Genomic DNA, 23,439 nt, shown 5'->3' with positions numbered 1-23,439 from the left:
CAGTTGACTACAGCAAAGAATCTCAAAATCACTGCTGTATATTGACAAAATAACTGTTTCATAATTTTATCACCAATCCCTTTGATTCACCAATAATCAAAAATTCCCATCGAGAGTGGTGTTTCTGATTAGGGGAAATAGAGCTATAAAAAATCCTCTGGTTATCAGTAGTTTTACTACTATAATTCCAGAGGATATAGTTGTTCGAGATTAATGTTATCTAGGATAGAGTATAATTCAGTACTTACTCATACCCTCAGATTTAGCGATCGCTGTCAGTAATGATCATATTACTTGAGTGCGGAAGCGATCGGCGCTGAAACTGACTCGCTAACGGCTTGTTTGAGCAAATCAGCCTTATCGGTACGTTCCCACGGCAAATCTAAATCATTCCGTCCAAAATGACCGTAAGCCGCGACGTCCTGATAAAAACGTCCGCCTCGTTCATTTGGTAGGTTGCGTAAATTGAAAGCATGAATAATTCCTGCTGGACGCAATTCAAAATGTTTTTTGACTAATTCCAACAGAATTTCATCATCGACTTTGCCAGTGCCAAAGGTATCGAGAAAAATGCTCACAGGACGCGCCACGCCAATAGCGTAACTGAGCTGTACTTCACATTTTTCTGCTAACCCAGCCGCGACAATATTTTTCGCTACATAACGAGCCGCATAAGCCGCCGAACGGTCTACTTTTGTGGGATCTTTACCGGAAAAAGCGCCGCCACCATGTCGGGAATAACCACCGTAGGTATCAACAATAATTTTCCTCCCAGTTAAACCAGAGTCGCCTTGAGGGCCGCCAATGACAAATTTGCCGGTGGGGTTGACCAAAAAGCGTGTATGTGCGTCAGGCTTGATGGCAATATCGCCAAATACAGGCTCAACTACAGCCGTCCACAAATCTTCTTTGATTTTCGCTTGGACTGCCGCTTCATCGGTAATTTCCCCAATAGTAGCAGTATGTTGGGTAGAAATCAGGATTGTATCAATTCCTACTGGTCGTCCATCTTCATAAATTACGGTAACTTGGGTTTTACCGTCGGGACGCAAGTAAGACAAATCGCCTGTTTTGCGTACTGCTGCTAATCTGCGCGCAATGCGGTGAGCCAAGCTAATGGGTAAGGGAATTAATTCTGGGGTTTCGTTGCTAGCAAAACCAAACATAATCCCTTGATCACCCGCACCAATCGAATCAAATAGTTCATCACTATCTGCTTCGCGGGTTTCTTGCGCTGTGTTCACACCTTGAGCAATATCAGGTGATTGCTCATCTAAGGCTACTAACACGCTGGTACTGTTAGCAGAAAAGCCGTTATCAGCATTGGTATAGCCAATTTCAGCAATTTTCTTCCGGGCCAGATTCACAAAATTGACATTGGCGTTAGTGGTAATTTCACCTGTAATTAACACTAACCCAGTATTAACCACTACCTCAGCCGCAACTCGACTAGTGGGGTCTTGTGTCAGTAAAGCATCCAGAATCGTATCAGAAATCTGATCGCAGATTTTATCTGGATGACCTTCGGTAACTGACTCGGAGGTAAAAAGATATCGACGAGACAAAGGTATTCCTCCTTTATTTAAGAGTGTTTCACTGACTAGATAATTACACTCATCATCAAATCAATTCCTCAAGAATTGAGTATATGTTGTTTTTGCTACTCACAAATCAAAACTGACTACTGATGAACTGGGTTTGATTTTCTTCCCTCATCTCAAAGACAAGGGTTGATACCTCACCCTGCTGAGTAATTATTGAGTTCAGTTACTCTAATTTCTGAAATCATAACAATATTTACACATTAAATAGTTAGTCTGTTCTTAACTTTCCTCAAAGTTATTACTGATATTGAATAATTTTTTGGAAAAAATATATATTTTTGGGCAAAAATGTTTTTAGCAACACAAAAAAAAGGGAGATACCCTCAAGCATCTCCCTAAGCTTTGACACAAATACTGCTGCTTTAAACTTGAACTGCTAGTTTGGCTTCCTTTGCTGTTAAACGCTCGTAAGCTTCGCGCATTTTCAAGCCGGTAAGCACTTGGAACAAACCGGTTCCATTGTTGGAACCTGGATATTCGCGGTGTTGGAGTAACAAGTGGGTCATCTCACCTTGGTATTTGGTGGATGTTTTGCTCAGATGGGTTTCGATGTAAATCACTTCTTCTAAATTGTCGAATTGACCATCTACTTCCAATACTGAAACGTAACGACCGTAGTAAACATCTGAACCATAGTGCAGTTGCATACCAGGGTAGGAGCAAGTCAGCTTGCGTCCGCAAGGTGTCCAATTAATTGTTGAGCCTTCATCAAAGAGGTAGGTTGGCTCAAAGCCGTCTTTACCTTCTCTTTGGAGCATCCGTACCCTTAGGACTTTGCGTTCTGTGTCGTTTTTAATTAAATTAGTTGGTAATACTTGGAGAACTATATCAGCAAATTCTCTTTGTGGTTCAATAAACTTTTCAAAGTCAGGTTTACGGGAATTGATTTGTGCTAAGACATCTTCATAGCGGTGACCCCTTTCGGCCATGTCGCGCTGAATCTTCCAAGCAATTTTAACTTCGTCGCTGATATCAAAGTAAACACTGAAATCAATTAGCGATCGCACCCGCTCATCATATAAAGGATGCAGCCCTTCCACAACTATAATGTGGTTCGGCTCAATCCGCTCTGGTGGATCGATCAGGCCGGTTTCGTGGTTGTAAATCGGCTTATCAATTGCTTGACCATTTTTGAGAGCGCTAATTTGCTCATACATTAGGTCAAAGTTGTTCGCCCTAGGATCGAGAGCAGTAATCCCTGTTTCTTTGCGTTGTTTGCGATCTAAAGAATGATAGTCATCTAAACAGATAACTGTCATTAAATCTTCACCAAACAAATCGATTAAACGACGCAAAAATGTAGATTTACCGCACCCAGAGTCTCCAGCTACTCCAATTAGTACCACGCGTTCCGGCTTACTCGTCATAAATCTCCTCTAGATACTAAAAACATGTGTCAATCAAAAATTTTTCACACAGCAGATTCTGAAGCCAGGAGTTTACCCCATCGGTTTTTCCGGCGTTCTTGTTACCCACAGCGCCATAAAGAAGTTCAGACGGGTAGCCAACAATAAAATATGTTGTTACTCGCCTGCCTAGCCTGAGTTTGTTGCTGGTAAGTATTTAATCCTAGTGGTATATTTGATTTTAACAGAAGGGGTTATTCTATACAAGTTTACTGTCAATAAGAATCTAGTGGTTCATCGATCCTGTTGATGATTTACTTGTTGATTTGAAAACATCTATCTTCACTACCCCAAACAGTCAGGTAACGACTGCCTGATGATTGTGACCCTCTTAATCAAGTTTATATTGTATAGTTTTCTCTGGCCACAAATTTTTTGCAAGTTTGGCATTTTAATTTGCGATTCGGTAATATTCCATAAATTCATGTGTAAATATCTATCTCAAGAATGAGCGAGTAAGTAAAGAGCAAAAAAATTTTGCTTAGTAGTTGTGATGTCCAAGGTAGCGGCTTGTGATTTGCCATGAGAGATTAATGTTGACAAAGCACAAAAGATAAACTTCCTGGTATTGTTTACAACCTTGAGACTAAGTGACAAACTCTCATCACCGCTTTTGGTCTGCATTATAAGAAAAGATGCAGGGCTAACCACAAACAGCCGGATTTAACCACAGAGCAGCTAAAAGTTGGTCACATAGTCCATTGAAGCTCAGTATGTTTAACAGGTTTTGGATAGAGGTTGACAGATGGATCGCATCAAGTGAAACTGATTATAATTGCTTATATCCCCTATTCCTGTATCATGCGGTTATACAGATTCACTGAACCTATTCATGAGATTAATCGTGATTAGGTAATAGCTGCATCTAAAAATATTTTGGATGTCTGGCAAAAACAATTCTGCTGTCAGGTGCAGGGAAAGAGTTAGTGATGAGTTAGGGCATTTCTAACCAATAATTCACAAACACTTTTTAAGTGTATGGGATAAGCGTCAATAAACGAAAAAAGAGGTCGCAACTATATTAAAAACTACTTGGTTATCAAGTGGCTATAAAGTGCGATCGCTAAATCTACCAATAACTCAAATGCTGAGAACTTGTTGTCTATGCATTAGCCAATCTCTCTGATTTGACATAAAACTCAATTTATGCGTTTGTTAGGAAACATTAGCAAGAAGGTATCGTAAGTTAGTAACCGAAAAAAACATTAAATTGACTCATTATTAACATTCTCCATCAGACTTATCCTCTAACTTAGAAGGTGAACAGGTGTGTTTTTGCGCCGCCTGCATGTCTTTGGTGAGTGTACTTAGCAAGGCATTATAAAGTGATGCCATTTTCCTAGAATGCCAGTTTTGTGCAGCAAAAATCCGGTAAACTACAGCTGGCTTGTGATAGGAAAAGTTTTTTTTTGAAAAACGGTTAAGTCAACATCGGAGTGGTAGAACGAATGAACAAACAAGGTGCTTTTGAAAGTGCTGCCAACACAGAATCAGGTAGCCGCGTCTTCGTTTACGAAGTGGTGGGTCTGCGTCAGAACGAAGAAACTGATCAAACGAATTATAAAATTCGTAGCAGTGGCAGTGTGTTCATCAGAGTGCCTTACAACCGCATGAATCAAGAAATGCGACGTATCACTCGCCTTGGCGGCAAAATTGTTAGTATTCAACCCGCAAGTGCTCTACAGCAATTCAACGGCACAAGCTCATTCGGGACTGCTAACATTGGGGGGAATGGTCAAGCCACACCTGTGAATGCACCAGCTGAAGAACAGCTCAAGAATAAGGATCAAAAAGGCAACACCATGACTCAAGCGAAAGGCAAAAAAGACGCCCATGCTGATGTTCCGGTAAACACTTATCGTCCCAATGCACCTTTTATTGGGAAGTGTATCTCCAATGAGCCTCTAGTTAAAGAAGGTGGCATTGGTATTGTTCAGCACATCAAATTTGACCTTTCTGGTAGTAATTTGAAGTATATAGAAGGTCAAAGTATTGGTATTATCCCACCAGGGGTAGACAAAAACGGCAAGCCTGAAAAACTCAGACTTTATTCCATCGCCTCAACTCGTCATGGTGATGATGTAGATGACAAAACAGTATCCCTGTGCGTGCGTCAGTTAGAGTATAAGCACCCAGAAACAGGCGAAACAGTTTACGGTGTATGCTCAACTCACCTGTGTTTCTTAGAACCAGGCGCAGATGTGAAAATTACCGGGCCCGTGGGTAAAGAAATGTTATTACCCAGCGACCCCGATGCCAAAGTCATTATGATGGCAACCGGTACAGGTATTGCGCCCATGCGTGCTTATCTGTGGCGGATGTTCAAGGATGCAGAAAGAGCTGCTAACCCAGATTACCAATTCAAAGGATTTGCTTGGTTAATCTTTGGTGTACCCACAACTCCTAACATCCTTTACAAGGAAGAGTTGGAAGAAATGCAGGCTAAGTATCCTGATAACTTCCGCCTCACCTACGCCATCAGCCGGGAACAAAAGAATCCCCAAGGTGGCAGAATGTACATCCAAGACCGAGTTGCAGAATACGCAGATGAATTGTGGCAATTGATTAAAGAAGAAAAAACCCACACCTACATCTGTGGTTTGCGCGGTATGGAAGATGGTATTGATGCTGCTTTAACTGCTGCGGCTGCGAAAGAAGGTGTCACCTGGAGTACTTACCAAAAAGAAATCAAAAAAGCTGGTCGTTGGCACGTAGAAACCTACTAAGTACTAACTACTGTGTTTTGAATTTTGAGTTTTGAATTTTGATTAATTATCAGGAGAATGGGTCTAAAACCCCGTCCTTCTAGGACGCCTTTCTGGTAAAATGAGTACAACCGGAAAATCAGATGTGTAGTCGTGGCACGCAAACTGACCGTTGGATAAAGGCTAGTGTCACCAGCCCTCACGGGTTGCCCCAATACCTCACTGCCCTCTAAAAATATGGCATAGGTGGGAGAAAATAAAAATCAAATAGGGTAGGGCATACCCGAATTTACGCTTGGGGAGTAGTCCATAAGAGTGCTTGCTGTAAAAAGTGTAGTCGGACTAAACATGAAACTGTCAGCCCAAAATCAACATTGTTGGTGGAGGCAAGATTCAGCCCAAGAATCACCGCCCTAAAAGTGCGGTGAGTGTCAAGTAGGCTGGGCATTGTCCAGCCTACAATTTTTTTATTGGTTAGCGATCAAAAACATAGACGCGATGAACCCTTGTCTGTACAAGATTTAATTGTTATCCGAATCCGCGTTTTGATACGTAATTAAGATTTTGGTAAGGCTGGGGTTTCCCCGCCCTTACGAGTTGTGGGTTTGGTCAGATAATGATTGAGTTATTTTTGCAATTGGAAGTCCCTAAGGCGATAGGCGTTGGATTTTCCAAGTTTGAGTATCTAAACGAGTATATAGCAAGCGATCGTGCAAGCGGCTGGGTCTTCCTTGCCAAAACTCAATTTCTGTGGGAATGACTCGCAAACCTCCCCAGTGAGAGGGGCGAGGAATTTCCTGATTTTCATACTGATGCTGCAATTGCTGCAAGTTTTGCTCTAAGACTTCTCGACTAGTTATCGCTTCACTTTGACGAGAAGCCCATGCACCCAGGCGACTGTTTTCAGGACGGCTGTAAAAATATTTATCAGACTCGGCTTCAGAAACTTGTTCTACATGTCCGATAATTCTGACTTGGCGTTCTAATTCCGCCCACCAAAAAACTAGTGCAGCTTGGGGATTCTCTGCTAGTTCTTGTCCTTTGCGACTGTTATAGTTGGTGAAGAAAACAAAGCCCCGCTCATCAAAATCTTTCAGTAATACCATTCTGGCTGAGGGTTTACCGTCTGGGGTGGCGGTTGCTATAGTCATGGCATTGGGTTCAGGAAGCTGGGCAGATAATGCCTGCTCGAACCATTGTTTAAATTGTATAAAAGGATTAGGGTCAACCTCAGTTTCAGTTAAATCTTCTAATGTGTAGTCTTTGCGAAGGTCGGCAATGGTAGGATGCATGGTCATTTACTTCCTTGCGATTCAGATATGCGTATATATATCTTTATGCAAAAATCTCCCATGTGATGGATACCAAAGCTAGCAGTTAAGGCAATTTTTTCCCGCAGTCGAGAAAAAAGATTGCATCTGTTACCAAATTCGGATAATTATTATTGTTTGAGAGTAATTGAGCAGCCTGATATTTAAGATTTGTCATCCCTAATTCCTCATCTAAAAATCTCAAATTGGTATGATGCGCCGTTCAGCCTCCCTGCAAAGTTTATTAATTTATGGTCTGAGCGGCCCGATTATCGCTCTTAATGTTTGGCTACTCTCTGTAGTATTTAATTATTTTCAGCATCCCATTACTATTTTAAGTGTTGCGGCAATTCTCGCCTTTTTACTCAATTATCCAGTGAAGTTTTTTCAACGGGCACGCATCACTCAAGCTCAAGCTGTGATAGTTGTTTTACTTGTTACTTTAACATTATTGGTAGTTCTGGGTGTCACATTAGTGCCAATGCTAATTGACCAAACAATTCAACTGTTAAATAAGATTCCTGATTGGTTAACTAGTAGCCAAAGAAACTTAGAACAAGTGGAAGCTTTGGCAAGACAACGGCGTTTACCTCTAGATTTAAGAGTGGTAAGTACGCAAATTAATGCCAACATCCAAAATTTAGTGCAACAACTCGCTTCTGGTGCGGTAGGCGTGGCGGGTACGCTATTGTCGGGATTGCTAAATTTGGTGTTGGTAGTAGTGCTGGCGTTTTATATGCTATTGTATGGCGATCGCGTTTGGTTGGGTTTAGTCAGTTTATTACCAGCGAATATCAGAAAGCCTTTAACTACATCCTTACGCTTAAATTTTCAGAATTTTTTCCTCAGTCAGTTATTGTTAGGGTTATTCATGGTAGTTACCCTGACTCCCATCTTTTTAGTCCTGAGAGTGCCATTTGCCCTATTATTTGCCATAGTCATCGGCATAGGCGAACTCATCCCCTTTGTCGGTGCAACTCTAGCTATTGGTTTAGTGACTATATTGGTACTGCTGCAAAATTGGTGGTTAGCAGTTCAAGTTGCTGTCACGGCCATTCTCTTACAACAGGTAAAAGATAATCTCTTAGCACCAAAATTACTCGGTGATTTTATTGGACTTAACCCCATCTGGATTTTTGTAGCTATTTTGATGGGATTTGAAATTGCTGGCTTGCTAGGAACATTGGTTGCTGTACCAATTGCCGGTACTATCAAAGGCACTTTTGATGCTCTGAAGACTGGTCAATCTGGCGAATTTGTCTCACCTTTTACTATTACTTATGAATCTGATTGTGATGAAGACCATAAAACTTGAACTAATCATCAAAAATTTTAGAGTTAAAAATTCTCGGTCAATAGTTCAAAGTCCCAAATTCAGATTCCCATGTCGAGTCACTCATGAGCATGGATTCATGAACTACCTACGCACTCCGCTTGCGCTACGTGCGAGGTTTCTGACGCTTCAACTGCTGAACTTTCCTAAAACTTCCACAATTGTGTGTAGTTTTAGAAAGAGGTTCAGCATCGGCGTTTGTGAGGCTAGTTCCTAACCCCAGAGCGTAATTGAGCATTACCATTGAAGCAGCAACATCACGATCCGCAGTGAAGTTGCAATTTCCACAATTATGCACACGCTCGGATAACTCTTTTTTCTTTTTGTGACCACATTGAGGGCAAGTTTGGGATGGAGCAATCTTGAGGGGTACATCAACAAATACACCACTACATTCACTAAGTTTGTATTTGATTAGTGAAATTAAATTACCAATCCCGACATCTAACAAAGACCTATTGAGTCCAGTTTTTTGATGCTTTCTCTTGCTACCTTTCTTTGCTTTGCGAGTCATCCCTTTGATGTTTAACTTCTCAGTAGCTACCAGTGAATTACTCTTTACTATCTGTGTAGCCGCTTTATGTTGCCAATCTTGTCTAGAGCAAGTAACTTTACTTTGAAGTTTACTAATTTGTTTCCTAGCTTTTCTCCAACGTTTAGATGCTTTAATTTTCTTTTTGAAGTTAGGCGCACGTTTGCGCCGTAATTTCTTAGATGATTGCTCTATTTTTTGTTTGGTGCTGGCTAAAAATTTCGGATGATCAATTATTGTTCCATCCGAACAGGCAATAGTGTGGTAAGTACCAAAATCTAAACCTATAGCACCAGTGCTAGTCTCTCTTTTTGGCTCACAATTTACTGTGATTGAGGCGTACCATTTACCTTGCTTCCAGATAACGGTGCAGGTTGTTGGATTGCCCCAAGTTCTAGCTTTACCTCTCATCTGAATTTGCCCTAAATTAGACAATTCCAGATAACCGTTATCGCCTGTTGTGTGTGCTTTCCATCCGCTAGTAGCAGGATAAGTCCATCCACGATAATGTCGTGCAGACTTAAACTTTGGATAACCACCTAACCCACTAAAAAATCGTTGGAAGGCATAGTCAACACGCTTCACCGTTGCTTGTAAAGCTTGTGAGCCTAATTCTTTATATTCATGCCAACATTCTTTGAATTCTGGCAGAATATTTTGCTGGTCATAGTAACTAATAGAATTACCAAAACGCTGATATTGTGTCTTTCTGTGGTAAAGACAGGCATTAAATAAGTCTTTATGAAGTCGCCGCCAATAATGCAGTTTAACTTCTTGAGACTTAGTTGGATATAAGCGAAAAGTTGTCCTACGTGTTACTCTCATGAGAGTCATCATATCATTCACAAAATAATTATTAATTCGTAATTCGTAATTCGTAATTAAGAACAATAATTACGAATTACGAATTAGCAATTACGAATTATTTATGTTTTTTGGTCGAGTTCGTACTTTGTAAATTCTAGTGGTGGGGTATCACTTGATGTTTTGAATAAGTACATCAAGCAGCAAGATACTCCGCCTGGCTAACTAGATCGCCGCAATCATCCCCAGGTATCCGTTGCACTCCACACCTGGGGACTTCCCGCAAGGAAGGTTAACTGTTAAGCGTTGACTCTTGAGAGGCTAAATAGCTCTAAGTAAATAAATATACTTAAATTTTTCCAAAAGTAGAGTATTATAAATTACTAATTTCTAATAAATTTCTAGTATAAAAATATCATGTTATACTTTGGTCTGTATGACGATAATGATACACTTATGCGCTCAGGGTAAAAATAATGAATATCTGGAATTATATACAAATAAAACTTGCACAATCTCAAATCAAGATTCACAATAGTAGTGAATCAAAAATCATTATTAATAATTTGTAGTATTTAATACATAAAATTTAGTTATCCATGAAACAGGTGAGGTTTGTGCTAATTTTTAGCTCAACAGTCGGTAATCAAGCTTTGATAAGTCAAACATTCTGATTTACTTCACAAGCCTAAATGTTTAATCGACCTAGTTTTAACTTAATCACAAAAAATCATTAATGGATGCTTCCGAGCTATTAGAAACAATTACACTCCTGATTCAGCAAGCCCAGAGAGGAGAAATTGATCCTTGGGATGTGCAGGTAATTGAAGTTATTGACCGTTACTTAGAACTAATGGCACCGGAGTCTACAGTTAGGGGTTATGAAGCTGACTTATCCCAATCTGGACAGGCTTTTTTATCAGCATCAATGCTGGTGTTATATAAGGCTAATACCTTAATGCAATTACAATCAGCAGCAGATGAGCAAGCAGAAAACTTAGATGAAGAACTGCTAGAAACTGATAATAATGTATTACATTTAACCCCTCGCCTGCCGTTAGAGCATCATTTGCGGCGGCGTCCGGCGGCTATGCCACCACCGAAGCGGCGCGTGACTCTGCAAGAGTTAATCGAACAATTGCAGATTATGGCGAACCAGCTCAAACTGGTACAGAAGACAAGCAAACCTGTGCGTCCTCGGCGTCAGCCTACCGTCCAAGCGATGCGAGCAGCGTTAGAATTGGCTCACCAAGAAAACCTGACGGAAGTAGCTGGGGAACTAGAACAAGTTTTGCATGTTTCGGCTGCAAAGCTCGATTTAGAGCAAAATTGGTTGAATTTAGAGGAATTAGTGGATTTATGGACTCAGAGTAAACAGCCACAGGCAAATAGTTCTCACCACGGTTCGGCACATAGCCATTTAGTTAGTGTATTTTGGGCACTACTACTGCTATCAGCGCAATCCAAGGTAGAACTATGGCAAGAGGAGTTTTACAAAGAGGTAAAAATCCGCTTACTGATAAATTCAGCTAACACCTATCAACCTATGGAGCAATCAATGAACTGAGTAACTGAGATCCATCGCTAGATATAAATTATCGACTGTTGGTTCAGCGACTCTCAAAATCTGGGTAAATTGAAAAGATAAGCGATCGCTTATGATTTTGCTATTACCCCTAGTTGCTTTTAGCAACAACTCGCTGAATTTGTGCGATCGGCGATGATGAGCAAAAATAGCATAAACACAATGAATTATAACTTGTTGACAGTAACCTGGCTTGTGGTTGAGGAATAATCTTTATGAAGGCGATGATTCTTGCGGCGGGTAAGGGTACTCGTGTACGTCCCATTACCTATACAATCCCCAAACCCATGATTCCTATCCTGCAAAAGCCAGTGATGGAATTTTTATTAGAACTATTACGCCAACATGGCTTCGACCAAATTATGGTCAACGTCAGCCATTTGGCAGCAGAAATCGAAAACTATTTCCGTGATGGTCAAAGGTTTGGTGTGCAGATTGCCTATTCTTTTGAAGGGCAAATCGTTGACGGTGAACTGATGGGGGAAGCTGTTGGTTCTGCTGGTGGGATGCGCCGTATCCAAGACTTCTCGCCGTTTTTCGACGATACCTTTGTGGTATTGTGCGGTGATGCTTTGATTGACTTGGATTTGACAGCAGCAGTCAAATGGCATCGAGAAAAAGGTTCTATTGCGACAATTATTTCTAAATCAGTTCCTTTGGAAGAAGTTTCCAGCTACGGTGTAGTTGTGACTGATGAAGAAGGACGAGTGAAGGCTTTCCAAGAAAAACCCTCTGTGGAAGAAGCCCTCAGCACTAACATCAACACAGGTATTTATATTTTTGAGCCAGAAGTATTTAAGTATATTCCCTCAGGAATGGAGTATGACATCGGTAGTGAATTATTCCCTAAACTAGTGGAAATTGGTGCGCCGTTCTACGCTATTCCTATGGACTTTGAATGGGTAGATATTGGTAAAGTACCAGACTACTGGCGGGCGATTCGGGGAGTATTGTTAGGTGAAATTAAAAACGTGCAAATTCCCGGTCATGAAGTTGCGCCAGGAATTTACACTGGCTTAAACGTGGCTGTGAATTGGGACAAAGTTGATATCACAGGCCCGGTTTACATTGGGGGAATGACCAGAATTGAGGATGGCGCGAAAATTGTCGGCCCGGCGATGATTGGCCCTAATTGCTGGATTTGTAGCGGTGCGACTGTGGAAAACAGCGTCATCTTTGAATGGTCGCGTTTGGGGCCGGGAGTCCGCTTAGTTGATAAGCTGGTATTTGGACGTTACTGCGTTGATAAAACTGGCGCAACCATTGACGTACAAGCTGCGGCTTTAGACTGGTTAATTACCGATGCACGTCATTCTCCACCATCCCATACGCCGGTGGAACGACAAGCTATAGCGGAATTGTTGAATACATCTGCTAGTTAGTCAATAGTCAATAGTCAATAGTCAATAGTCATTTGGCTTTGGACTATTGACTTTGGACTTTTTGACTAGCTATTCAAATATGTGTATCTTCTGAGACTTTGCTCGTAGGTTTGTAGGAGTCTTTGCGATTCGGCAAGAGTGATGCGCTTTTCCTCTAGGGCTTTTTCGCAACGTTGGCGGATGTTTTCTACCATGTCTTCGGAGTCGTACTGTACGTAACTCACCACTTCACTCATGGTATCGCCTTTGACGACATGTTCAATTTGGTAACCTTTGGGCGTTAATTGAATGTGGACTGCGTTAGTGTCGCCAAATAGGTTATGTAAGTTACCCATGATTTCTTGGTAAGCGCCACTGAGGAACATGCCTAAATAATAGGGTTCCCCTGGTTTAAAGGTGTGCAGTTCTAAAACAGATTTGACATCACGTAAATCAATAAAGCGGTCGATTTTGCCGTCACTGTCGCAGGTTAAGTCTGCTAAGATTCCCCGACGAATTGGTTCTTCGTCTAAACGGTGTATGGGCATAATCGGGAATAATTGGTCTATTGCCCAACAATCAGGTGCTGATTGAAACACTGATAAATTCGCGTAGTAAATGGAAGCCATGATTTTCTCGAGGTCTTCCAGTTCATCGGGTACGTATTCTTGCTGTCTGGTAATGTTAAGAATTTTTTGGCAACAAGCCCAGTAAAGACGCTCGGCTTTAGCGCGTTCTCTCAGACGCAAAATGCCTAAGTTGAAGCGGCTGATGGCTTCTTCTTTGAATTGGGCGGCGTCGTGGTAAAACTCTTGATAATTTTCTTTGTTAATTGATTGGTAAGTTTCCCAAAGGTAATTAATGATGGGAGATTCGCCTTCTTGGGGCGGTTCTGGGGTATCTAGGGGGACATCGCTGGTGCTGAGAATATCAAAAATCAGCACGGATTGATGGGAAGCGATCGCTCTGCCGCTTTCACTAATCAGTGTTGGTACGGGAATTTGCCGTTCGCTACAGGTATCTTTTAACTCTGCCACAATATCGTTGGCATAGTTTTGCATGTTGTAATTTTTCGAGGCGTAGAAGTTGGTTTGGGAACCGTCGTAGTCTACACCCAAGCCACCGCCAACATCGAGGTATTTCATGTCAGCACCCAACATCGCCAACTCTACGTAAATCCGGCTGGCTTCTTGGATGGCATCTTTAATGACATTAATGGCGGAGATTTGCGAACCGATATGAAAATGCATCAACTGCAAAGAATCGAGCAAATCTGCTTCGCGTAACTTGTCAACCGCCTCGATTACTTCAGGCATCGTTAGACCAAATTTAGCGCGATCGCCGCTTGAACTTCCCCAGCGTCCCATACCTTGGGTACTGAGTTTCGCCCGTACTCCTAAGATAGGTTTAATACCCAATTGGCGGTTAGCGTCAATGACTAAATCAACTTCTTCAATTTGCTCTAAGACAATAATCGGTGTTTGTCCGAGTCTTTGAGCCAACATTGCCGTTTCGATGTATTCTTGGTCTTTGTAGCCGTTGCAAATTAACAATGCGCCTGGGGTATCCAATATCGCCAAAGCAATCATTAATTCCGGCTTGGAACCAGCTTCTAAACCAAATTGATGGGGTTTGCCAAACCTGACTAAATCCTCAATTAAATGGCGTTGCTGGTTGCATTTGACAGGAAATACACCTCGGTAAACACCAGGATAGTTATAGCGAGCGATCGCTTTGGCAAAACAAGCATTTAACCGCTCAATTCGGTCTTCTAAAATGTCTGAAAAACGAATCAACATTGGCAGCCCTAAATTGCGCTGCTTCAAAGCGTTGACTAATTCAAACAAATCTAAAGAACCGCCGCGATCGCCTTTGGGAGAAACAGTGACATTACCAGCCGCATTGATGGAAAAATAAGGCTGTCCCCAACCTTCAATTCTATACAGGGCTTCGCTATCTTCGATTTTCCAAGAGCGCGGCGAATCATCTGTACTAGTACTAGGGGCTAACAGCTTTTTCGGCTTCTGGTGTTTCACTTCTAGTTTGTGTCCATTGGACGGCAGCTTAACTATCTCTTCTGATGTAGCAGTTGACTCAAGACCCATTGATTCCTGACCTCTGTGTTTCACCCACGAATTTTCAATTTAACGCATTCATTTGCGATCGCATATGCACCCAGTGATAATTTCTGAGATAAACTCTGATTGGTCAAGGGTTATCTGTGACTCATCATTATTCATTAACTATTGAGAGTATCAACAAAAGGTTAAGGATAAAGGAGAGCAGACAGAGGACAATTGATCTGGAAAAATTTATTAAGTTTTCGGAGATAGCTTTGGAACGCACATTTTTGGCAATTAAACCCGATGGTGTACAGCGCGGACTGGTAAGCGAAATTATCGGTCGCTTTGAGAAAAAAGGTTTTACCCTGGTGGGTTTGAAGCTACTCAAACCCAGTCGCGAACTAGCTGAACAACATTACGACGTTCACCGCGAAAGACCTTTCTTTGCAGGCTTAGTAGACTTCATTACCTCCGGCCCCGTTGTAGCGATGGTTTGGGAAGGTGAAGGTGTCATTGCTTCGGCAAGAAAATTGATTGGTGCTACCAATCCCCTCAACGCTGAACCTGGAACAATTCGCGGCGATTTGGGGATCAATATCGGGCGCAACATCATCCACGGTTCCGATGCTCCGGAAACAGCGCAAACAGAAGTTGCTCTGTGGTTTAAGGATGAAGAATTAGTCAACTGGCAACCTACTGTAACTCCCTGGTTGCACGAGTAGATAGTTAGGGGCAGCGCCTCGGCTCCGCTCGGCGGCCGGGAGCAGAGGGGCAGAGGAGCAGAGGAGCAGAGGAGAAATAACTATTGCCAATGCCCAATGCCCAATGCCCAATGCCCCATGCCCTATTTCGTTACTTCACTTTTTTCTGTTAGTTCTTGGGGTGCTTCAATTTCTGTACGTTTGGAAAATCCCCAAGCTAAGATAAGACCGATCGCGGTAATCATTAACCATTCTGGTGGGACTAGGCTATCGTTCACCACTTTTAATAAGAGACGCAAACCGACAAAGGCGACTGTAATATAGCCTGCGTCTTCTAAGTTTGCAAATTCATCTAACCAGCGAATAAATAACTCGGCCATGAAGCGCAGGGTAATGATGCCAATGGTTGCGCCGGTGAGAACTAACCATCTTTCTTGGGAAACAGCGATCGCAGTTGTGACGCTATCTAAAGAAAATGCTAAATCTGTAAAGGCAATTACTGGTATTGCTTGCCACAAGGAATTAAACCGCGGCCCGTGATGGTGATTTTCTTCATCTGTTTCTTGGGATGTGAAATGTTGGAATACTAGCCACAGTAGGTAAGCCGCACCCAGAAGTTCAAATTGCCAGAAATCTTGTACCCAAGTAGCGGTGAGGATTAATGTAATCCGTAGCACATAGGCAACTACCAAACCAAAATTTAGGGCTTGACGCTCAAGCTTTTTATCTTCTAATCCTTGGGCGATCGCAGCGAGGGCGATCGCATTATCAGCAGATAGCACCGCCTCTAGAAAAACCAGGATTAGCAAAACTATGGGAGCTTCAACGCTAAAGTGAAAATGAAGATAATCAAAAATTTTGTCTAGCATTCCAAGTATCTCAAGCAGGGAAAATTAAAAATTAACAGCAGCAGCGAATTTTATCTTCAAAAGCGCAATAATTTGCTACCTTTATTCAGCTTAACTTGGCTGTAGTCGATTCAAAAGACTCTAGCATTGACGCCATTACAGGTCAGGTAGGGTCTGTTGAGTGTAGCATGACACATTAGCAGCCTTAACATTTTCTTAAAAAAACTCCTCATAAATCAAGGATAAAAATACCTAAATGTATCTGAAGTCTCTTGACAAATAGGCTTTGATGGGTTTTGAGAATTTTGAGTAATGGAAGCGATCGCTATTCTTTCTTTAGCGTTACAGATTGCTTTTAAAATGGGAAAATGAGCCGAAAATATGGTAATAGTCTATGAATATTTCCTTAACAACCGAGCTTGAGCAGTTCATTCAAAGTCAGGTTGCAAGTGGTAAATACGCCTCATCTGAGGAAGTGATTCTTGCTGGTATCAGACTTTTAGAAGAACGAGAACGCATTTACAAAGGTCGGTTTGAGGAACTGCAAAGAGAAATTATGATTGGGATTGAAGCCTCTGAGCGTGGAGAGGTTGTTGATGGAGAAACAGTTTTTAGGCATATTAGCGAAAAGTTACAGCAGCGTCGTCAACAAGCAGGTGAATGAGTAATATTTGCAAGTTTACGGCTCCAGCGAGTCGAGATATTGAGAGTATTATTGACTTAATTGCTGATAACAGTGGTTTCGATGCAGCAGAGCGCTTTCTCAAAAAAATAAATGATAAGTGTAAAAATTTAGCTAATTTTCCCAGTATGGGGCGTAAAAGAGATGAACTTTTACCTTCTCTGCGCAGTTTTCCTGTTGATGATTATTTGATATTTTATCGTCAGATTCCAGAAGGAATTGAAGTTGTGCGGGTAGTAAGTGGCTACCGTGATTTAGAGACGTTGTTTTCAGAATAGGCTGTTACATAAAGGCGATGTCTAACGACAAGCTGCTTTGCTGTTACGCTTTCTGCTTCGCGAGATTGGCGATCGCAAAAAACGAAAAAGCGTAGTTACATAGCAGCTGATTGTCAGACATGGCAATTTTTGCGCCTGCAATATACTTTTTCACCTGCGGAAAACACCAAAATGAGTGCGTGATTTACCGAAATGGGTAAGTGATATGGCTTTTTACTGCGGAAAACACTAAAACCTGTGCGCGATTTACCGAAATGAGTAAGCGATATGGCTTAATGAGTAGGTGAAATGGTATTTTACTTGCGGAAAACACAATAATGAGAAAGCAAAAAGGCTTAATGAGAAGGTGAAATGGCTGTTTGCTTACTTAAAACAGGAAAATGGGTACTTGATTTCGATAAATGAGAAAGCGAAATGGCTTTTTGTTTACACAAAATATAAAAATGACTACTGAATATGTGCAAATGATAAAGCTCACGCTTTTGGGGCAAAAAAACTTAACGTGAAGCCTTTCCCCGCAAGGTAGCCCTGCATCTATGAGGATATTGCTGGCAAATCGTGGGTCTAACCCCTCAAAACTTGATATAAACTGTTCTCTCGCTTACCCGACACACCGCCCGCAGGCTATAAGCCTGGGGCTAACGTTACAAAGCCTGACTTCGCAGGCTAGAGAAATTGAGCCTGTGGAGGCAGGCTTTGCTCAATTAGCCGCACCCTTCTAGGGTGACGGCGGAATTTCGGTATAAGCGAGAAGTCTTACCCCTAAATCACCAGCAGCATCCTACGAGTGGCGGGCTTGGTAAGTTAACAATCGCGATATTTTTTTTAGAATTCCCTAACCATCTACTACTGGCGTAGCTTCTCCAACTCTTCTTTTGTAAACGGATTCTTACCAGCACTGAGGGAATTAATCCAACCTTGGCGCTGTGATTTCTCCTCAGAATTATCAGTCCATTCTATAAATGCTTGGAAATCCTCAATTGCACCTTTTGTATTGCCAGTTAGCGCCCTAGCAAGTCCACGGCTATCGCGGATATTTCCATTTGTGGGTGCAAGGGAAACAGCTTTTTCACAAGCAAACATCACATCACCTGCATACCCATACAAGCTACCATATCTACACAGGCTATTCCAATTGTTAGCAGAAATTTCTAATTTTGCATCGAGTTTTTCAGCTTCAGCGTATGCTGCAATAGCTTTTTTAACATCGCCTTTGCTGGCTAGTTCTTTACCCTGAAACAGCAGAGAGGTAACTTTTGCTTTTGTCTCTGGATTAATATCTAATTGTGGGTTCCATTCCTTAGCCTGTTTAAACTTAGCAACTGCTTTCTCAAATTCACCTACCCTGGCTAACTCCTCACCTTGGGTAAGCAAATTAGGGGCTGCGGCCATTAGTATAGATTTATTTTGACATAGTTGTAATTCAGCTAAAGTCTCAGGATTATTAGTCAGATAATCTTGCAACCAATTACAGCCCAAAACTACAAGATTTTCTAAATCCAAATCCCAGAGAATTACTGTCTCATCAAGACTAGCAGAAGCGATCTCCTTACCATCAGGGGAGAAACTGACGCTATAAACCCAATCGCTATGACCTTTAAAGGTTTTGAGTTCTTTGCCATCTAAACTCCAGAGTTTGATTGTTCCATCAAGACTAGCAGAAGCAATGGTTTTACCGTCTCTTGAGAAACTGACGCTAGTAACCGCTTCGCTATGACCTTTGAAGGTTTTGAGTTCTTTACCATCTAAACTCCAGAGTTTGGTTGTCCCATCACCACTAGCAGAAGCAATGGTTTTACCGTCTCTTGAGAAACTGACGCTATAAACCCCTTCACTATGACCAGTAAAGGTTTTGAGTTCTTTGCCATCTAAACTCCAGAGTTTGATTGTCTTATCACCACTAGCAGAAGCAATGGTTTTACCGTCTCTTGAGAAACTGACGCCATAAACCCCTTCACTATGACCAGTAAAGGTTTTGAGTTCTTTGCCATCTAAACTCCAGAGTTTGATTGTCCCATCACCACTAGCAGAAGCAATGGTTTTACCGTCTCTTGAGAAACTGACGCTATCAACCGATGCGTTATGACCAGTAAAGGTTTTGAGGACTTTGCCATCTAAACTCCAAAGTTTGATTGTCTTGTCAAGACTAGCAGAAGCGATGGATTTGCCGTCTTTTGAGAAGCTGACGCTATAAACTATGGCGCTATGACCTTTGAAGGTTTTGAGTTCTTTGCCATCTAAACTCCAGAGTTTGATTGTCTTGTCACCACTAGCAGAAGCGATCGCCTGACCGTCGGGGGAGAAGCTAACGCTAGAAACCCAATCGCTATGACCTTTGAAGGTTTTGAGTTCTTTGCCATCTAAACTCCAGAGTTTGATTGTCTCATCACCATTAGCAGAAGCAATGGTTTTGCCGTCTGTTGAAAAACTGAGGCTAGAAACCCAACTGTTATGACCAGTAAAGGTTTTGAGTTCTTTGCCATCTAAACTCCAAAGTTTGATTGTCCCATCACGACTAGCAGAAGCGATAGTTTTACCGTTGGGGGAGAAACTGACGTTAGTAACCTTATCGCTATGACCAGTAAATGTTTTGAGGAGTTTGCCATCTAAACTCCAGAGTTTGATTGTCCTATCATCACTAGCAGAAACGATGGTTTTACCGTTGGGGGAGAAACTGACACTAGAAACCTCAGCACTATGACCAGTAAAAGTTTTGGGTTCTTTGTCATCTAAACTCCAAAGTTTGATTGTCCCATCATCACTAGCAGAAGCGATAGTTTTACCGTTGGGGGAGAAACTGACGTTAGTAACTCTATCACTATGACCAGTAAAGGTTTTGAGGAGTTTGCCATCTAAACTCCAGAGTTTGATTGTCCCATCATCACTAGCAGAAGCGATAGTTTTACCGTTGGGGGAGAAACTGACGTTAGTAACTCTATCGCTATGACCAGTCAAGGTTTTGAGGAGTTTGCCATCTAAACTCCAGAGTTTGATTGTCCTATCATCACTAGCAGAAGCGATGGTTTTACCGTCTCTTGAGAAGCTGACGCTATTAACCCAAGCAGTATGACCAATAAAGGTTTTGAGGAGTTTGCCATCTAAACTCCAGAGTTTTATTACCTTATCACCACTAGCAGAAGCAATGGTTTTACTGTCTCTTGAGAAACTGACACTAGTAACCCAAGCGCTATGACCTTTAAAAGTTTTGATTTCTATATCTCTTACCCCATATACCGCTTGCCGCAATGCCACTATAACTTGAGTTTTAGTATCTGGTTTTATGAATAATTTTGGTGTTTTTTGCAGCTTTTCTGCTGCTTTTAAACTTTCAATTAAGGTTTCTCTATCTTGTTCTGACGCAAACAGTGCTTCACTAGATGAACTAAGAACATTAATTTGGGCATTGATATTAGCAATAAATGATTGCAACCCAAATATCCCAGCAATAATTGTTAATGTTGCCAAGCCCAAACTTGCAAGATAAGCTTCGCGCAATCGCCGTTTTAAAACTTGATTTAGTTGTTCTTTCAGGCTTTCTAATTCTGCTAGTAATTCAGCACCCTTTTGTTGACGAATAAAAGCTGCAATATAATCATGAACTAGCTGATAGCGGTCAGCCGGAAATTGGGGAATTAAAAATACAATTCCTGATGTTACTAAAATTTCTAATACCAAATCTAATTTATCCGCTTCTGCTGCTAAATCTGCGGCTAACTCAGCTTTAGTTTTTAATGGGCGAGTATTATTTTCATCTGTCAGTAAATACAAAATTAACTCGGCTGCACGTTCATTCTCTGCACCACAATCTTTAACTATTGCATCTAAAAATCGCTCAACTAATTTATCTTTCGGGCCATTTTGCAGATATTTATCCAGTGTTGTGATATTTTCTGCTTGCAATTGTGCCCCAACAACTTGCAACTCAATTGGGCGGACTTCCTGCAATTCTCCTGCTAAATCCCTAACTAATTCATCTATTAGTGCTGGCTCTAAATAAAAAGACATTTCTGTTAAATCTTGAATAAATACTTTAGCTGCTGAGGGTGTAAAGTTACCAAAAGCATAGCGAAATTTTTTATTCAGAATATCCTGTTCGGTAACTTCCAGATTAGTCAGGCGATCGCACTCTAATAAATAATGTAAATAATCTTCCCGCAGTGATAATATTACCTTCACATAAGGTAAATGAAAATCATCTAAACAAGAATGTAAAAAATCCCAAAACTTTTTCCGCTCAACAGGGTTAGGACAATTAAAGAAAAATTCCTCAAACTGGTCAAAAATTAAAACAGTCACCAAATTACGTTCAACATTTCCCCGTAATTCCTCAATAATTCCCTCTACTCCCTCTTGTCCCACTTTTGACTTTTGACTTTTGACTTTTGACTTGATATCCCCCACCCAATCCGTATAAACCTGCACCACCACAGGCAAAATATTCCGCCCATCAAATATAGTAATTTGATGCAATGCTGGTAATAATCCCGCCGTCAATAAAGAACTTTTACCAACACCAGATTGTCCATGAATCACAATCAATTTTTGGTCATCGCGGCTAATGCGTTCAATTAATTTATCAACATCATATTTGCGTCCAGAAGCAACTATTTCTTGGGCAATAGTTCCAGCTTCAGACTCTATCCCTAAAACAGAGTTATTTAATTCATCTGCGCTCACTAAAGCCGGATGAATTACTTGTTTTTGAGACTGCAATCTACCCGCACCAATAAAAGCCCGTAAACCATATTGCTGTTCAATAGAACTTTGTTCTTGTTTGAGATGAAATGCAGCTAAATATTGACGTTGTTCAAAATATAATTTTCTGACTTCTTCTAATATGCGAATATATAATTTAGGATTATACTCAGGCTTGCATTGACTTTTCGCAAGTTCTAAATCATCGAGTGCTGCTTGCACTTGTCCCAGATGGCGTTTACTTTGAGCTAATAATAATAAATGCCAACTCCTATAATATTGACTCGCCCAATTATTCTCTGGTTGAGAAGCTTGGGCTATTTTATTAATAGCTATTTCTGCATATTCTTGGGCTTGTTTCCATTGCGATTTTGCCAGCGCCACCTCAGATAAAGTAGCATAAGCATTAGCTAATCTAATCGGTTGGTAATATTTGCTGTGTAAGACAATAGCATCTTTAGCCAGTTTTTCCAGCCTATCCCACTCTCCCAATTGTTGCAGAACTTCCCCCAAGGAATTGATAAAATTAGCTGCTAAATCGGGACGATTGGCTTTTTGCAACCTTTTAATACATCGCTGATAATAATTGCGGGCGCAGCGACAAGCTTTGTCATATTCTGCACGATGTAAAACTGCATATCTACGCCACCACAACCCAAGATGAAAGAGTATACAGGCTTGCTTTTCTAAATTGCTTTGAATTAACTCTGCTGCTTCGTGGTTGTGAACTTCATCAATATATTGCTGCCACCAAAATGCTAAACTCTGTTTATAAAGTTGGCGCGATCGCTCCATCTCATTTTTGCCATAAGCATCACGCCCTAAAATAAAATGCTGGCTGGCGGCTATTTCTGGTTGTTCGCACCCACGCTTTTTTAATTCCTCTAATGCTGACTCAATTTCAAAGCGTTTTCCTGCTCCCATTTCTAAATGCAGCGCTGAATTATCGAGAAATTGATCCGCTCCAGCTGCTAAGATTTTTGTAAATGCTTGCTCTGCTTCTTGATGGAGAAAATTGAATAATTCTTCAGTAGCGATCGCTAATCGAATCGGTACAGCAGCATAAGTATAAAAATCAGGCGCTAATCTGATCAATTTTTGCAGTACTAAATCATTAATCCACAACACCAAGGGAAAAGGAAAGTCATGCAAAAAATCATTGCGCAACCGATTAATACAAACCAGAAAATCATCTAACTTATGTACTGACTCAATCCCAAATACTATGACAGCGTTTGGTTGTGCCGTACCAACTTCTGCTGTCATCACAGAATAAAGATTATTGGCAGACTTTGGCAGATTAATTGCCAATATATCCAACTGAGAACGCTCTCGGACTTGAGCTAATATTTGTTCTTGAATCCCTGCGTAATTGCAGCGCAATAAAATTAACGAAAATCGCCCTTGAGCATTGGCAATAGCTCGAATTAAAGTAGAGAGCGATCGCTCATTTTGAGCATTAATATCATCTGGGTTTGTCATATCTCAGAGACGCGATGAATCGCGTCTGTACAATTAATTGTCCCCATGCC

16 protein-coding genes are annotated in these 23,439 nt (G+C 41.2%); 9 read left to right on the top strand and 7 right to left on the bottom strand.

Annotated elements, in window-relative coordinates:
- Positions 1-290 precede the first annotated feature (290 nt).
- Positions 291-1,565: a methionine adenosyltransferase gene (gene metK / locus AACW45_RS37790; RefSeq protein ID WP_190630979.1), complete on the bottom strand. Its 1,275-nt coding sequence runs from the start codon at positions 1,563-1,565 to the stop codon at positions 291-293.
- Positions 1,566-1,966: 401 nt separating this feature from the next.
- Positions 1,967-2,971 carry a phosphoribulokinase gene (locus AACW45_RS37785; protein WP_096643584.1) on the bottom strand — a complete coding sequence of 335 codons (1,005 nt, stop codon included), beginning with the start codon at positions 2,969-2,971 and terminating at the stop codon, positions 1,967-1,969.
- Positions 2,972-2,995: 24 nt separating this feature from the next.
- Between AACW45_RS37785 and AACW45_RS37780 the strand changes: the two genes are divergently transcribed.
- Together AACW45_RS37780 and petH are read left to right on the top strand one after the other, a co-directional pair.
- Complete coding sequence (locus tag AACW45_RS37780; RefSeq protein ID WP_277880273.1) at positions 2,996-3,118, top strand: hypothetical protein; 123 nt, start codon at positions 2,996-2,998, stop codon at positions 3,116-3,118.
- Between the two features lie 1,340 nt (positions 3,119-4,458).
- Entirely contained in the window at positions 4,459-5,736 is a 1,278-nt protein-coding gene (petH, locus tag AACW45_RS37775; RefSeq protein WP_190630977.1) for a ferredoxin--NADP reductase, read from the top strand.
- Positions 5,737-6,362: 626 nt separating this feature from the next.
- Here the strand turns inward: petH and pdxH are convergent.
- Complete coding sequence (pdxH, locus tag AACW45_RS37770; RefSeq protein WP_190630975.1) at positions 6,363-7,007, bottom strand: pyridoxamine 5'-phosphate oxidase; 645 nt, start codon at positions 7,005-7,007, stop codon at positions 6,363-6,365.
- Between the two features lie 232 nt (positions 7,008-7,239).
- On the opposite strand from pdxH, the gene AACW45_RS37765 reads away from it, so the two are divergent.
- A complete protein-coding gene (locus AACW45_RS37765) occupies positions 7,240-8,340 on the top strand; it encodes an AI-2E family transporter (protein WP_190631046.1) in 1,101 nt (366 codons plus the stop codon).
- Between the two features lie 124 nt (positions 8,341-8,464).
- Here the strand turns inward: AACW45_RS37765 and AACW45_RS37760 are convergent, their stop codons facing one another.
- Positions 8,465-9,715, bottom strand: coding sequence for an RNA-guided endonuclease InsQ/TnpB family protein (locus AACW45_RS37760; RefSeq protein WP_190630973.1), 1,251 nt, complete (start codon positions 9,713-9,715; stop codon positions 8,465-8,467).
- A gap of 96 nt (positions 9,716-9,811) precedes the next feature.
- On the opposite strand from AACW45_RS37760, the gene AACW45_RS38550 reads away from it, so the two are divergent.
- The 3 genes from AACW45_RS38550 to AACW45_RS37750 all read left to right on the top strand — a co-directional run bounded on the left by AACW45_RS38550 (position 9,812) and on the right by AACW45_RS37750 (position 12,661).
- A complete protein-coding gene (locus AACW45_RS38550; protein WP_395968768.1) occupies positions 9,812-9,919 on the top strand; it encodes a transposase in 108 nt (35 codons plus the stop codon).
- Between the two features lie 511 nt (positions 9,920-10,430).
- Positions 10,431-11,261, top strand: coding sequence for a segregation/condensation protein A (locus AACW45_RS37755; RefSeq protein ID WP_190630967.1), 831 nt, complete (start codon positions 10,431-10,433; stop codon positions 11,259-11,261).
- Between the two features lie 233 nt (positions 11,262-11,494).
- Entirely contained in the window at positions 11,495-12,661 is a 1,167-nt protein-coding gene (locus AACW45_RS37750; protein ID WP_190630959.1) for a sugar phosphate nucleotidyltransferase, read from the top strand.
- A 65-nt stretch (positions 12,662-12,726) separates the two neighbouring features.
- Here AACW45_RS37750 and speA read toward each other — a convergent pair whose 3' ends face one another.
- A complete protein-coding gene (gene speA, locus AACW45_RS37745; RefSeq protein ID WP_190630957.1) occupies positions 12,727-14,745 on the bottom strand; it encodes a biosynthetic arginine decarboxylase in 2,019 nt (672 codons plus the stop codon).
- A gap of 230 nt (positions 14,746-14,975) precedes the next feature.
- On the opposite strand from speA, the gene ndk reads away from it, so the two are divergent.
- Positions 14,976-15,425, top strand: coding sequence for a nucleoside-diphosphate kinase (gene ndk / locus AACW45_RS37740; protein ID WP_190630955.1), 450 nt, complete (start codon positions 14,976-14,978; stop codon positions 15,423-15,425).
- A 122-nt stretch (positions 15,426-15,547) separates the two neighbouring features.
- Here ndk and AACW45_RS37735 read toward each other — a convergent pair whose 3' ends face one another.
- Positions 15,548-16,273 (bottom strand): TerC family protein, encoded by a 726-nt coding sequence (locus AACW45_RS37735; protein WP_190630953.1) that lies wholly within the window; start codon positions 16,271-16,273, stop codon positions 15,548-15,550.
- 373 nt (positions 16,274-16,646) lie between these two features.
- Here AACW45_RS37735 and AACW45_RS37730 point away from each other — a divergent pair, with 373 nt between their 5' ends.
- Together AACW45_RS37730 and AACW45_RS37725 are read left to right on the top strand one after the other, a co-directional pair.
- Positions 16,647-16,916 (top strand): type II toxin-antitoxin system ParD family antitoxin, encoded by a 270-nt coding sequence (locus AACW45_RS37730; protein WP_190630952.1) that lies wholly within the window; start codon positions 16,647-16,649, stop codon positions 16,914-16,916.
- Complete coding sequence (locus tag AACW45_RS37725; protein WP_190630951.1) at positions 16,913-17,212, top strand: type II toxin-antitoxin system RelE/ParE family toxin; 300 nt, start codon at positions 16,913-16,915, stop codon at positions 17,210-17,212. The genes AACW45_RS37730 and AACW45_RS37725 overlap by 4 nt, the downstream gene beginning before the upstream one ends.
- Before the next feature lie 846 nt (positions 17,213-18,058).
- Here the strand turns inward: AACW45_RS37725 and AACW45_RS37720 are convergent.
- Positions 18,059-23,389, bottom strand: coding sequence for an nSTAND1 domain-containing NTPase (locus AACW45_RS37720; protein ID WP_190630950.1), 5,331 nt, complete (start codon positions 23,387-23,389; stop codon positions 18,059-18,061).
- Positions 23,390-23,439: the final 50 nt, after the last annotated feature.

Source organism: Calothrix sp. FACHB-168, from assembly GCF_963889195.1.
Lineage (GTDB): Bacteria > Cyanobacteriota > Cyanobacteriia > Cyanobacteriales > Nostocaceae > Aulosira > Aulosira anomala_A.
The sequence above is the reverse complement of the archived record's forward strand: the minus strand, read 5'-3'. Positions and strand labels throughout refer to the sequence as shown.

Bases quoted from the DNA above. Each gene is read 5' to 3' on its own strand.
- petH (WP_190630977.1), top strand. From the start codon at position 4,459: ATGAACAAACAAGGTGCTTTTGAAAGTGCTGCCAACACAGAATCAGGT.
- AACW45_RS37730 (WP_190630952.1), top strand. From the start codon at position 16,647: ATGAATATTTCCTTAACAACCGAGCTTGAGCAGTTCATTCAAAGTCAG.
- AACW45_RS37720 (WP_190630950.1), bottom strand. From the start codon at position 23,389: ATGACAAACCCAGATGATATTAATGCTCAAAATGAGCGATCGCTCTCT.
- AACW45_RS37785 (WP_096643584.1), bottom strand. From the start codon at position 2,971: ATGACGAGTAAGCCGGAACGCGTGGTACTAATTGGAGTAGCTGGAGAC.
- AACW45_RS37760 (WP_190630973.1), bottom strand. From the start codon at position 9,715: ATGAGAGTAACACGTAGGACAACTTTTCGCTTATATCCAACTAAGTCT.
- AACW45_RS37780 (WP_277880273.1), top strand. From the start codon at position 2,996: ATGTGTCAATCAAAAATTTTTCACACAGCAGATTCTGAAGCCAGGAGT.
- speA (WP_190630957.1), bottom strand. From the start codon at position 14,745: ATGGGTCTTGAGTCAACTGCTACATCAGAAGAGATAGTTAAGCTGCCG.
- AACW45_RS37735 (WP_190630953.1), bottom strand. From the start codon at position 16,273: ATGCTAGACAAAATTTTTGATTATCTTCATTTTCACTTTAGCGTTGAA.
- AACW45_RS37755 (WP_190630967.1), top strand. From the start codon at position 10,431: ATGGATGCTTCCGAGCTATTAGAAACAATTACACTCCTGATTCAGCAA.
- AACW45_RS37750 (WP_190630959.1), top strand. From the start codon at position 11,495: ATGAAGGCGATGATTCTTGCGGCGGGTAAGGGTACTCGTGTACGTCCC.
- pdxH (WP_190630975.1), bottom strand. From the start codon at position 7,007: ATGCATCCTACCATTGCCGACCTTCGCAAAGACTACACATTAGAAGAT.
- AACW45_RS37765 (WP_190631046.1), top strand. From the start codon at position 7,240: ATGCGCCGTTCAGCCTCCCTGCAAAGTTTATTAATTTATGGTCTGAGC.
- AACW45_RS37725 (WP_190630951.1), top strand. From the start codon at position 16,913: ATGAGTAATATTTGCAAGTTTACGGCTCCAGCGAGTCGAGATATTGAG.